This window comes from Romboutsia sp. (genome assembly GCF_035470145.1).
Lineage (GTDB): Bacteria > Bacillota > Clostridia > Peptostreptococcales > Peptostreptococcaceae > Romboutsia_D.
This window is the reverse complement of record NZ_DATIRC010000060.1, coordinates 1-13,686: the sequence shown is the minus strand read 5'-3', so window position 1 is coordinate 13,686 and position 13,686 is coordinate 1. Positions and strand designations below refer to the sequence as shown.

Genomic DNA, 13,686 nt, shown 5'->3' with positions numbered 1-13,686 from the left:
ACATTTGTATGTAGCTGTGGACATAGAGAGAAATTAAGTTCATTTAATAAAAGAAAAGCAGAAGAAAAAAATAAAGCATCTAAAAAAGATATAAATAAATTCTTGAAAAATCAAAATAAAACTGAAGAAGTATTTAACAATCCATTTGCAGAAGCTTTAGCAAAGCTTAAAAAATAAGTAAGAAATATAATTTAAAAAGATCTTTAATTAAATTATAAAAAATTTTATATTAAAGATCTTTTATATATTATATTAAATTAAAAATTATTATCAAATAAATCATTTTCAGATACTAATCTTGAATTATAGCTATTTTTTAATTCAATGTAATAATTAGCATATACAATTTCTAAATAAGGCATTATATATAAGAAACCGAGACCTAAAGTTATAGCTCCTAATATAACCCATGGAATGAAGGTTATATATAACCATAAAGTCTTTAATACATTACCGTTCATATATAAGAAGCTATATTTAACAGACTCAAAAACTTTATAATCCATATCTAATATTAAATATAAAGAAAAAGATAAATATATTCCAAAAGTAAATACAGTAATAAATATTAAAGTTAATATAATGAAAATTAAAGCAGATGGATAATTAGATAATGCTACAAAGGTACTAACAAATATTAATACAAAGCTTAAAACAAACATTAAAATAGCATTTAAAATTGAAAAACCAATACATTTAAATAGTTTATTAATAGGTATTTTAATACTACTACATTCGTTGTACTTTACTATGTTTAAATAAAGATTAGTACTGTAAATAGAAAATAATATAACTAAAATATTTATAATTATATTACCGTTTTCATAATAGTTAGCAAGATAAGTTAAAATTAAAGTTATAATACTAAATAATACAGGCAACTTCCAATTACTTTTAAATTGTTGTGTTGATAAGCTTTTAATTTCTGAAAAACTTTTCATAAATCCTCCCTAATAATATATTACTCAATCTAAATTAAATATTATTAAGATTAAATAATAAAATTTAAATAATACAACTATTTATATAACATTATATTAATGTGTAATAATAAAAGTTAATATAATTTTAAATTTATAAGACTATTATAAAAAATAAAGTACCTATGTATAATGAAATATAAATAAGATTTCTTTGAAGGGTAATAGATTTAAATTTAAAAGAGTATACAGCGAAAAATGATAATATGGAAAAGAATAATTATGATAAATAAATTTATGAAAGACATGAATTAAAAAAATATACAATAAGAATAAAGATGAATTTAATTATTAATTTTACTCAAAGGAAAATATCCTTTGAGTAAAACAGTTATTTTAGTTATCAGATTTTATGAATTGTTGTAGATATTTATCCATAGAATCACAGACTTTCTTACCATCTACAACAGCTTGTATAACAGTTTTAGCACCGTTAGTAACATCTCCACAAGCATAAACACCTTCTCTAGTAGTAAGACCGGTTTCATTAGTTAAAAGAAGGCCACCTTGCTTAACATCAAGACCCTTATTATTTATAACAATAGTATTTTTAGGAACTTGGCTTATGGCAATTAAGATGCTATCACATTCAAATAATTTTTTACTATCAGGTATTGAAACTAAAGATGTAGAACCATCTTCATTAACAACCTTTTTAGTATCTTCAAGTATTATACCTTCATCAACTATTTCAACAGGAGACTTGAATGTTTCAAATAAAACTCCTTCTTCTTTAGCTTCAGATATTTCATGTTTAGTGGCAGTCATATCATCAACACCACGTCTATAAGCGATGTAAACTTCTTTAGCACCGAAATACTTAGCACTTCTAGCAGCGTCCATAGCAACATTTCCAGCACCAATGACAACAACTTTACTTCCTAGGTCATATCTATTAGGCGTTTTTAGATAATCTATAGCATAATGAACATGTCCAAAAGTTTCACCTTTTATATTTAATCTCTTAGGATTCCAAACTCCTGTACCTATGAATATTGATTTATATCCATCTTCAAATAATTTATTTAAAGTAACTACAGGTCCTATTAAAGCATTTATCTTAATTTTAACTCCCAGTTCTTTTAATCTTTTTTCTAATAACTTAATATTAAATTTTGGTAATCTGAAACCTGGAATACCGTAAGTTAATATACCACCTATTTTTTCATTTTTTTCAAAAATAGTAACATCATATCCACGAGTAGCTAAATTTAAAGCTACAGTAATCCCAGCAGGACCAGAACCTACCACAGCAACTTTAATTCCATTTTGCTTAGGCTTTTGTAATTTTATATTTTCTAAGTACTTAGTAGATATTTCATATTCTATATCATGAAAATGTACAGGTTCTCCCTTAATGCCTTTTATACAATTTCCACTACATTGGTTTTCGTGAGGGCAGACTACTGCACATATAGCTGATAAAGGATTATTTTCAAATAGTATTTTACCAGCTTCTTCAAACTTTCCTTCCTTATACAAACTGATTATTTGTGGAATAGGAGTGTCTATAGGACAATTTTTTTGACACCTAGCATTCTTACAAATAATACATTTATTAGCTTCATTTAAATTATTAAGCATGATTTTACCTACCTTTATGACAAACTTATACAAAATAATACAACTTTTTAATATTATAACAGATATTTTAAAAATTATACAGACGTATTATTATGAGGTACTAAAATCTAGCAAAAAATTTATTGTAAGGGATTAATAAGATCAATAAACAAAAAGAATGCAATTAGTTTACTAATAACATATATTTTAGTAATATAATATATGACACAATACTTACAATATTGACAAGTTTTAGGGAGGAAGAAGTAATTGTTAAAGAATTTTATTAATCGTATGAAAAATTTAGTAGAACAAAACAAGGATAGTAAGGAATCTGTAGAGAAAGAAACAATAAGTGAAATAAAAGATAATAAAAAAAATGAGAACATTAATCAAATTATAGAAGATAATAATTTAAAAGAGATACATCATAATGTAGATGAAAATAAAGAAGTTATGCATAAAAATGACAACGAGAGTATAAATGAAGAATTAACAGAAGAAGACAAAAAATATATAAAAGAAATAAAAATAAAAAGAGGAAAAAGTATTAAGGCTATAGATGTATATACTAAAGAGCCGCAGATTTTCAAAACTCATAAAGAATGTAGCAAAAAACTTAAAATACCAGAAAACTATATACAAGAAAATTTAAAGTATGGTTATACAGATTATTTAGGTGAGGCTATAAAATACCTAAGCAAAGAACTAAATATAGCATATGAAGATGTAAACTATTTAGAAAGTAGTAAAGCGCCATCTCAAATTTTAAATTCATTAAACAATAAAATATTTACAACTAAAATATCCGAAGATAAAAGAAATGAAATTTTAGGTAATGAGAAAATCGAACCAGTAAAAATGCATTATACATTTGAATGTATAGATGAAGAATATGATGATTATTTCAAAAAATATAAGTCTATAATTAAAAGAGGTGGAAAGAAAAAAGTAGAACTTGTAGATAAAAAGGGTGAAGTGATAGAAATATTTAAATCATTAGATGAATGTGCAACATTTCTTAATAAGGAGAAAAGTGAAATAGTAGATATGCTAAAATATAAAGATACAAAAATTGGTAGAAATCAAATAAGATATAGTTTAAGAAATATATAAATTCATATTAAATTCATAACACTTTCATTTAACATTCACACATTCAAAGATAATGTAATATAAAATAAAATTATAATGTAATAATAAGCTAAATATTAGGGAGGAAATAGATGCCAGAAGATAAAAATTTAAATCAAACAAACGAAGAAAATTCAAAGGGAAAATTAAAAAGTACTGAAAATGAAGTACAAACAACAAATGAAATAAAAAATGAAGGAGTAAAAGAAAAATCAAAGTATAATATAAAATTTATAGCTATAACAGCAATTATTGGAATTATATGCTTAGGGGTTGGATTTACAACAGGAAAAGAAGAAGGAAGAAAGTTGCCTGCAACACATAAAAATTATAGTAGTAACAAAGTAATAGCAACAGTAGGAGATACAAAAATAACTGGAAAACAACTTAAGCAAAAAATGGAAACTGTATTTTACATAAATGGAAAACAAAAAATGACAGATGAGCAAATAAAGGCATATGAAGAAAGCATGATAGATTACATGACAACTACAGCAGTATTATATCTTGAAGGTAAAAAGGAAAAAATTGAGGTAAGTAAAGAAGAAATAGAATATGAGTATGCAAATTTAATGGAAAGTATATCTCAACAAATTGGAATAGCAGAAAAAGATTTTCTGAGTCAATCTAAAATATCTAAAGAAGAAGTAGAAAAAGAAGTAGAAAAAGAATTAATAGCAACGAAATATATGGCAAAAGCTTCAGAAGTAAGTGATAAAGAAGCTAAAAATTACTATGACAAAAATAACGATGAATTCTTAAAAGTAAGAGCATCCCACATATTAATCTCAAATACAGATGATGAAGGTAATGCTGTAAGTAAAGAACAAAAGAAAAAAAATAAGGAAAAAGCTGAAGAAATATTAAAGAAAATTCAAGCTGGAGAAGATTTTGAAGAATTAGCAAAAGAATATTCTCAAGATGGTAGTGCTTCAAATGGAGGAGATTTAGATTTCTTTGGAAAAGGACAAATGGTAGAACCGTTTGAAAAAGCTGCATTTTCATTAAAGGTTGGGCAAGTAAATAAAGACGTTGTAGAAAGTCAATTTGGATATCATATTATTAAAAAAACTGATGAAAAACAAGATGATTTTGAATCTATAAAACAAGAATTAAAAGATAAATTATCTTATGATAAGCAAAATAATTTAGTAGCTGATTTAGTTGAAAAATATAATGTAGATGTAAAAAGTAGATAAATATAAAAAAGAGAGTGTCTCAAAATGATTTTTAAAATCACCAAAAGAGATACTCTTTTTTTTATGATTTCTTTTGTATAATTTTCAAAATGTAATTTAATAAAAAATTAAAATGTTATAAAATATAAAAATATATACTTATTATATATAAACCCTTTTAATTTAAAAAAGGTTTATATATAATAAATCTAATGATTAGATTTTAATCTAATGGATTATAATTAAAAAGATAATCTACAAAATTCAAATTTAAATAGTCTTAAAAATAACTAAGTATTTTAAAAGGATAATTATATAAAAATAATGAATTAATTAATAAATATTATTTATAAATAATATTTTTAAAATATTGGAAATTAATATTATAAAATGATTTATTTTATATTATTAGAGAAATGTATTTGCGAATAAATTAAGTGATACTAGGAAGTATGCTTTTAATAAATTCTTTAAAAATATATAAATAACAAACTACAGTATATAATTTAAAGGTAAAATGAATAGTCACAAAGGATGTGGTTAAATGAGAATTATATCAGATAAAAAATATAGAAAAATCCTCATATTAATTTCTATACCTATACTAATGATTGCACAATATTACCTTTTTAAAGTGGGGATTTTACGTCCAATGGTAAAAGGATTAGAGCTTAATATAGTAGAAGGAGATTATGTAGCAGATATAGACCAATATGTAATAAAATTAGATGATCAAGTAACGCTATCAAGTGGAGATTACATATATATACCATCATATGCCAAGGACCCTAATATATGGTTCAATGTACTAGATAATACGGAAACTTTAAAAATAGAAGGTAATAAGCTAATAGCAGTTAAGGAAGGTACTTCTGCAGTTGGTATTATGAAAAATTCAAGAGTGTTAAGAAAAACAAATATTAAAGTTATAGATCCAAATGTTCAATATGTAGAAGCAAAATTAGATAGCAAATTAGAGTATGTAGGGGATACAGCTAAAATAGATTCAATAGTTGAGGTCGACTATGATAAATTTAAAGAAAAAGAAAAAGTTACATATAAAAGTAGTGATAAAAATATTATAAAAATAAGTGGAAATAAAATAGAAGCTATTGGAGTAGGAAAAGCTAGGGTTTATGCAAAAGCTAAGGATAAAGAAGATGTTTTAGAATTTAATATAAAAGCAAAAGTTTCTAAAATAGATATAAATAGTAAAATAGAGATAGAAGTTGGTCAAAATAAAAAATTAAACCCTAATATAATAACAAAGCCTAATGGATTAAAACATCCTAAAATTAAGTATGAATTAGTACAAAGAAAATTACCAATAGAAAGGGCTATAAGGTTAGACAATGATGGAACCGTAGTAGGCCTTAAAGAAGGAGAAGAAAAAGTAAAGATAACTTGTGATAACAAAAGTAAAATAATTACTGTTAAAGTAGTTAAAGAAGCTTTAACAAATAGTAAGGTACAAAATTTAGAAGCGAGTTATAAAGTAATTAATGGTAAATTACAAATATCACTTACTTGGGATTGTATAGAAGATGTTTTAGATTATGATATTTATCTAAGAAACAACTCATTACAAGAACGTCAGTTTAAATTATTTGAATCTGTAAGTATAAAAGAAGAAAATCCTATACCATTTAAGAAAGGAAAGACTATAATAGAAGTAGATTTAATTGATGGTAATATGCCGAATTTAAGTATATACGTAGTAGGAAAAACTAAATTTGGAACAACTAATCCAAGTAATATTATAAATACAAAACCGCGTCAAGATGATATACAAAATTTAGAAGTCAAAGATTTACGAGTATATATAGATGAAGAAAATAATATTGCTAAGTTTAATTGGAATCCTATAGATATGGATAGTATACAATATAGTATCTATATAAAAAATAACTTATTACAAGACGGTGGATTTATATTACTTGAAAATGCAATAGAAATAAATGAATATATAATGAACCTTGAAAAAGGAGAAATAGATATAGAAATATATGTAAATGCAAATCAAGGTGAAAAATATTCTAAACATAGTAACATAGTAAACATAAAAAGAAAAAGTATAAGTGAAGACAGTTAAGCGTAGATGCAGTAATAAAGTATAGTATAAATACATATAAGTAGATATACTGTATTTTAGGGGAGATGTTATTTTGAGGATGAGATATGAGCAAATAAATAAAGCATCTAAAGGCTTAGCTGAAGAAGCTTTTAAAGCATACACAGGAAAAAAAGATTATAAAAGAGCTATAGAGATTTACAGTATGTTAGCGACGTATACATGTATTCCTGAGAGTATATCTGATTTCTCTAAAAACATGCTAGGTAGACTTAGTAAAAAAATAGAAGAAAATACGTAATACCACAATCTCGCATATTAAAAATATGCGAGATTTATTATTTTAAAATGATTATAAAAGTATAAAAAATAGTAGATAAAATTAATAAAATATTAATAATAGAGTTACTTTACTTGAAAAAAAATCATATATATGATAAAATATATGTTAAAACAAAATAAATTTGCAAGTAAATATTCATATGAGAATAAAAAAAATCCAAATTGGAAATTTATAAACTATTTTGAAACATAATCACACAAGGAGAGGGGGATACTAAGGAAGTAATACCTTAGTAAACAGCTTATGAATGAACAAACTAAAATTTCTTTAGAAAGAGCAGCACAACTAAAATCAAGAATAGAAGATTATACTAATATTAAAGATTCAATCCCGAAAGGACTTGAAAAAGAAAATGAAATAAATAAAAGAAAACAGAATATATTAAATATATTAGGAGCAACAGAAGAAAACTGGAATGATTATAAATGGCAATTATCAAATAGAATAACAGATGTAGATACTTTATCAAAAATACTTAGATTAACAGAAAAGGAAATAAATCAAATAAAAGAAGTACAAAGTCAATTCAGATGGGCAATATCACCATATTATCTAAGCTTAATAGATCCAGACGATATATACGATTCAATAAAATTAATGTCAATACCATCACATATAGAATTAGACGATTCACAAGAAGACTTAGACCCAATGGGGGAAGAATTCACAAATCCAGCAGGAAGTATAACAAGAAGATACCCAGATAGATTAATAATAAATATAACAAATGAATGTGCAATGTATTGTAGACATTGTCAAAGAAGAAGAAATATAGGGCAAGAAGATTGTCATAGAAGCAAAAAGGTTATACAAGAGTCTATAGACTATATTAGAGAAAATAAAGAAATAAGAGATGTACTTCTAACGGGAGGAGATCCATTAACACTAAAAGATGATATGTTAGAATGGATAATAAGTGAAATTAGAAGTATAGAACATGTTGATTATATAAGATTAGGAACTAGAACGCTAGTTACAATGCCACAAAGAATTACAGACGAGTTTTGTGATATGTTAAAGAAGTACCATCCAATATATATAAATACACACTTCAACCATCCAATGGAAATAACTAAAGAAACTAAAGAAGCTTGTGCTAAATTAGCTAATAGTGGAGTTCCATTAGGAAATCAAGCAGTGCTTTTAAATGGTGTTAACAATGATAAATATGTAATGAGATGTTTAAACCACGAATTACTTAAAATAAGAGTTAAGCCATATTATATATTCCATAGTAAACATGTAAAAGGAACTGCTCACTTTAATACATCCATAGATGCAGGTTTAGAAATTATGGAATATTTAAGAGGTTATACATCAGGGATGGCAATACCAACGTATATAATAAATGCACCAAAAGGAAAAGGAAAGACACCATTATTACCACAGTATTTAATATCAAAAGGAACAGATTATATAATGATAAGAACGTGGGAAGGTGAAGTTTTAAAGGTAGAAGATACACCAGCTGTTGATATAAAAAGTATGATAGAAAAGAGCATAAGATAAATTTAAATGATTAGTTATAATAAAAAAGAGTGGGAGAATTCCACTCTTTTTTATATTGAAAATATATTCTTAATATTGTATAACCTAAGAATTAGTTACTAATTCAAGATAGCCACTTGGATGGAAGAAATAAATGTTACAAGTATTTTTATCAACAAAGTATCCTATATCAGTTTCAACATTTGGTAAGAAAACATATCCTTGAAGGTTTTTAGATTTTAAAGCTTCAAATTGACTAGCATCTCCTTGATAAATATAATCTACTTTATCATTATATTTTAAAAGAAGTTCTTTTGCTTCTTCTTGTGTTAGCTGCTTATGGTCAATAGATATGTTGTCATAAGAAGGTTGTGCAAATATTAATTGTGACACTGGTTTAGTTAAAAATAAACAAGTACATAAAATAAATGAAGCCATAATTGCTTTTTTCATAATACACCATCTTTCCTAATTATATTAGGCTATTAGTTTATTTAACGAATAAACTAAATTCTATATAACTATAATATCTATATATAAATATTACCCCAAAATTGAATAAATATAACAGTTACATACCTATTACTTAGAATTACAATATCGTAATTAATTTATACCAAAAAATATAGAATAAGCAGATTTATAACTACTTATTCTATATTAAACTAATAATTCTTTATAAATTCATACCTTTGTGTTTGTATTCAATAAATTCGCTAAGATATATTTTGATAACACCCATTATAGGAACTGATAAAATCATACCTGGTATACCAAAGAATCCGCCACCAACAGTAACCGCAAGTATAGTTAAAAATGGACTAAGTCCTAACTGACCACCAACTATTTTAGGCTCTATAAATGCAATTTCAATTTGTTGAACTAACAATAAATAAATTAAAGATAACAAAGCTATGCTTGGATCATAAAATAAATTTATTAAAACAACAGGAGTCATACCTATTATTGGGCCAAAGTATGGAACTAAATTCATAACACCAATTAAAGTACCAAATAATAAAGAATACTTTGATTTTATAAAATAAAGTCCAATTGCTGATAACAATCCAACTATAAATGAATCAAATATTTTACCAGTAAAGTACTTTCCTATATTAGTATTTAAAGTATGTCCAACATCTAATGTTAACTGTGCATATTTTTTACCTAAAGTAATATATAACAATTTTTTATAAAAAGAAAAGAAGCTTTCTTTTTCCAAAATAATATAAAAGCAAATTATAAATGCTAAAACAAATTGAGCTATAAATTTAGATATAGAGAAAGTAGTAGTAAATATTTGTCCTAAATATCCTATAAACAAATTACTAATTTCAGGCATAGCAGCCATAAATTTATCTCCTATTTCTTTTAAAGTATTTGGGTCAACATTTTTTAGGCTATTACCAATTTCAATAAGAAAATCTTGAGTTTTTTGAATATATAAAGGTAACTGATTAACTATATCAGCTAAGCTACTTATAATAATAGGAGCTGTAAATAATATAAAAGAAGCTAATAAAAGTAGCAACATTCCATAAGTAATAAGTAGTACAAAAACTCTTTTGAACTTTAATTTTACTTCTAAAAAATTAACAATAGGAGTAAAAATATATGCAAGTATAAAAGCAATAACAAATGGAGTAAGTAGTGATAAAAGTAACCTAAACACACCAAAGAAGTACTGATAGTTATCTATAAATTTGATTGAAATATAAGACACAACTATAGTAAATACAATGCTTAGGTGAAATTTTTTATCTTTCAAAATAACACATCCTTTTTAATTATATATTAATATTATTAAATTAAATCAATATATGTATTATACAATAAAAATATTATTAATACATATATATAATAAAAACATTTATTATAATAATCCCAACTATTAAACGGAGCAACGGACCTGGTTTATATGTCGCTTGAGCTATACATAGATCAAAGTGAAATTTTTATATGGGGGGTGATTAATATAGATTATGAAGTAGTAGTTAAATATAATGGAGACATATTAAGATTAGAAAATGAGATAGGTATATCTGTAGAAATTTTAGGATACAACTATGCAATAATAATTGCAGATTCAGAGGAAAAAATAAATAGTTTATTAAATTACTCAGAAATAGAGTATATAGAAAAACCATTTATATTAGACACACAAGATGTACAAAGTTTTTCTAGTACAGGAATAACAAGATTCAAACAACGTAATGGACTAACAGGAAAAGGAGTTATACTTGGAGTTATAGATTCAGGTATAGACTATAGTTTACCAGTATTTAAAGATACAAATGGAAACTCTAAAATACTTTATTATTGGGATCAATCTATAGAGGGTAATCCTCCAGAAGGGTTTCAAGAAGGAACATTATATACAAATGAAGATATAAACAAAGCAATCAAAGGAGAAAACCAAATACCTATATCGCCAACTAGTAGACATGGCACGCATGTGAGCGGAATTTGTGCAGAAATAGCTGATGAGGCGAGCATAATAGCTGTAAGAGTTGGAAGAAGAAAGACAGATGTATTCTCAAGTAGTACAGAGTTTATGAGAGCTATAAAATTTATACTAGATAAAGCACTAGAATTAAAAATGCCTGTAGCGATAAATATAAGTTATGGAAGTAATGAAGGTTCTCATAGAGGTGAATCTTTATTTGAACAATATATTGATGATATGTGTTCGTTTTGGAAAAATAATATAGTAGTCGCAGCAGGAAATAATGGAGATAAAGGTGGACATAAAAGGATTAATATTAAAGAGCAACATGAAAAAGTAGAGGTAGAATTTGTAGTAGGTGAAAATGAAAAATTATTAAATATAAATATATGGCCAGACTTTGTAGATAATTTTAGTGTTTATTTAGTAAATCCATCTAATGTACAAACACAACCTATTTCATTAACATCAGGAGAAATAAAAAATATAATAGGTTCAACTAAAATAAAAGGATACTTTTATCCAATAGCTCCATATTCTTTAACAAGAAGAGTAACGATACAAATGAGTTCTACAAGATCAATAAGTCCGGGGATATGGAAATTGGTATTTGAACCTATAAGTGTAGTTACTGGAAATATAGATATATACCTGCCAACCTCAGAAGGAATTTCAAAAGATACAAAGTTTTTAAGACCAGATAACATTTTAACTGTAACAGTTCCAGGAACTGCAAATAAAGTAGTAACTGTTGGAAGTTTTAACTCTAGAACTGATACTGTATCTGTATTTTCAGGAACAGGAGATATAGAAAATGGAATATATAAACCGGATCTTTTAGCACCAGGAGAAGATATAATATCAGTTTTACCAGGTGGAAATATAGGAGCTTTAACAGGTACTAGTATGGCAACACCACATGTTACAGGTTCTATAGCCTTGTTTATGGAATGGGGAATTGTAGACAAAAATGATTTATTTTTATATTCACAAAAAATGAAGTCTTTACTAATTAAATATGCAAGAAGAAATCCTATATACACTTTTCCAAATAATTCAATGGGATATGGATTTTTGGATTTATCTAATATTAACTTAAATAATATACCCCAAGTAAACCAAGATATATATTAAATTATTGAACAAAAAGAGATAATATAAAATAGAATCCTCAATAGTATCTCTATCAAATGAAATAAGTTAAATAACATAAAATATAGTATGCTTATCTTAATTAGATAAGCATACTATATTTTATGTTATTTATATCTTACAACTGGATTTATAAAGGTTGCACCATCTAAAGATTGGAAAACTTGGAAACTTGCGAAGTTACCCATGACATATAGTGTATAGATTCTGTTTGGATTTATAGCAATACGATTACTTCTTAATAATCTATTATTTTGTGAAAGTTCTATATCTAATTGATAAAACTGTGTTGGAATTTGTACATACTCTGTAATTTCTCTAAAATCAACATTAGAAAACATCATAACATTGTCTAATAGCACGTTTAACTCAGGTACATTAGGTGATAAGTGAACAAATCTAATTTTTGAATTATTTCCAACAGCACTTTCCTTATCTTCAGGAATAAGCAATAATTTAATATCATCGTAATTTCCTGTCATAGTAAGGGTAGCAAGTTCTCCATTTTTCACTTCTATATTTTGACGTATTATAGGATTTTCCTTTGTCATAGTAATAAAAACTGTTACTTCGTAAACACCCTCTGGAACATAAAGATAAGGACTAAAATGTGTAAAAAATACTCTGTTAAAGAATAAGCTACCGTTTAGATATATATCTACAGGCATAACTCTAGGCACTGCATGCAAAAACCTAATTAATGAATATTTATCAGTATATTTTTTCAATATTAATCTCTCCCAGTTTTAATAATATATAATACTATGATATTGTTAAAAAATTTTTTTGATACTGAATTATTTACTTGATATAGTTATATGTTCAGATATTTCAAAATAAAGCGCCTCTGATTAGGACTATTGATAAATTTAAATACATATATATAATAATAATAATAATAATTAACAGCTTGGTTATAACGATGTTATAAAATTTTATCGTTATGAATAATTTTAAGATTCCTAGCCAACATGTTAATCAAGCAATAGATGTAGTAGAGTGTATACGAAGTTGTACACCGATAAATTGTTAAAATATCATACTAGTTGGTGTAGTGAATTTTTTGTAGTTAAAAAAAGAGTTGATTTTATAGTGAGGTGTTTAGCATAGATTATGAAGTGGTAGTCAAATATAATGGAGATATATTAAGATTAGAAAATGAAATTGGTGTATCTGTAGAAATTTTAGGTTACAACTATGCAATAATAATTGCAGATTCAGAGGAAAAAATAAATAGTTTATTAAATTATTCAGAGATAGAGTATATAGAAAAGCCATTTATATTAGACACACAAGATGTACAAAGTTTTTCAAGTACAGGAATAACAAGG

The 13,686-nt window shown here is 25.4% G+C and carries 12 protein-coding genes; 7 read left to right on the top strand and 5 right to left on the bottom strand.

Annotated features, from left to right (window positions below; genetic code table 11):
* Positions 1-257: 257 nt before the first annotated feature.
* Both VLM92_RS02150 and VLM92_RS02145 read right to left on the bottom strand, forming a co-directional pair.
* A complete protein-coding gene (locus VLM92_RS02150) occupies positions 258-941 on the bottom strand; it encodes a DUF975 family protein (RefSeq protein ID WP_325274709.1) in 684 nt (227 codons plus the stop codon).
* A gap of 375 nt (positions 942-1,316) precedes the next feature.
* Positions 1,317-2,564 (bottom strand): NAD(P)-dependent oxidoreductase, encoded by a 1,248-nt coding sequence (locus VLM92_RS02145; RefSeq protein ID WP_325274708.1) that lies wholly within the window; start codon positions 2,562-2,564, stop codon positions 1,317-1,319.
* 249 nt (positions 2,565-2,813) lie between these two features.
* Here VLM92_RS02145 and VLM92_RS02140 point away from each other — a divergent pair, with 249 nt between their 5' ends.
* The 5 genes from VLM92_RS02140 to eam all read left to right on the top strand — a co-directional run bounded on the left by VLM92_RS02140 (position 2,814) and on the right by eam (position 8,778).
* Positions 2,814-3,659, top strand: coding sequence for a hypothetical protein (locus tag VLM92_RS02140; protein WP_325274707.1), 846 nt, complete (start codon positions 2,814-2,816; stop codon positions 3,657-3,659).
* A 110-nt stretch (positions 3,660-3,769) separates the two neighbouring features.
* The gene (locus VLM92_RS02135; protein WP_325274706.1) at positions 3,770-4,876 is read left to right on the top strand and encodes a peptidylprolyl isomerase; all 1,107 of its coding nucleotides are present in this window, start codon (positions 3,770-3,772) and stop codon (positions 4,874-4,876) included.
* 631 nt (positions 4,877-5,507) lie between these two features.
* A complete protein-coding gene (locus VLM92_RS02130) occupies positions 5,508-6,947 on the top strand; it encodes a hypothetical protein (protein ID WP_325274705.1) in 1,440 nt (479 codons plus the stop codon).
* Positions 6,948-7,026: 79 nt separating this feature from the next.
* Positions 7,027-7,227, top strand: a complete 201-nt coding sequence (locus VLM92_RS02125) for a hypothetical protein (protein WP_325274710.1) — start codon at positions 7,027-7,029, stop codon at positions 7,225-7,227.
* Positions 7,228-7,512: 285 nt separating this feature from the next.
* Positions 7,513-8,778 carry a glutamate 2,3-aminomutase gene (eam, locus tag VLM92_RS02120; RefSeq protein WP_325274704.1) on the top strand — a complete coding sequence of 422 codons (1,266 nt, stop codon included), beginning with the start codon at positions 7,513-7,515 and terminating at the stop codon, positions 8,776-8,778.
* An 84-nt stretch (positions 8,779-8,862) separates the two neighbouring features.
* On the opposite strand, the gene VLM92_RS02115 is transcribed toward eam, so the two are convergent.
* Together VLM92_RS02115 and VLM92_RS02110 are read right to left on the bottom strand one after the other, a co-directional pair.
* Positions 8,863-9,210, bottom strand: a complete 348-nt coding sequence (locus VLM92_RS02115; protein WP_325274703.1) for a hypothetical protein — start codon at positions 9,208-9,210, stop codon at positions 8,863-8,865.
* A 223-nt stretch (positions 9,211-9,433) separates the two neighbouring features.
* Entirely contained in the window at positions 9,434-10,525 is a 1,092-nt protein-coding gene (locus VLM92_RS02110) for an AI-2E family transporter (RefSeq protein WP_325274702.1), read from the bottom strand.
* A gap of 198 nt (positions 10,526-10,723) precedes the next feature.
* On the opposite strand from VLM92_RS02110, the gene VLM92_RS02105 reads away from it, so the two are divergent.
* Complete coding sequence (locus tag VLM92_RS02105; RefSeq protein WP_325274701.1) at positions 10,724-12,337, top strand: S8 family peptidase; 1,614 nt, start codon at positions 10,724-10,726, stop codon at positions 12,335-12,337.
* A 125-nt stretch (positions 12,338-12,462) separates the two neighbouring features.
* Here VLM92_RS02105 and VLM92_RS02100 read toward each other — a convergent pair whose 3' ends face one another.
* Positions 12,463-13,083, bottom strand: a complete 621-nt coding sequence (locus tag VLM92_RS02100) for a DUF4397 domain-containing protein (protein WP_325274700.1) — start codon at positions 13,081-13,083, stop codon at positions 12,463-12,465.
* 369 nt (positions 13,084-13,452) lie between these two features.
* On the opposite strand from VLM92_RS02100, the gene VLM92_RS02095 reads away from it, so the two are divergent.
* A partial coding sequence (locus VLM92_RS02095; protein ID WP_325274699.1) for a hypothetical protein occupies positions 13,453-13,686 on the top strand: 234 nt, incomplete at its 3' end.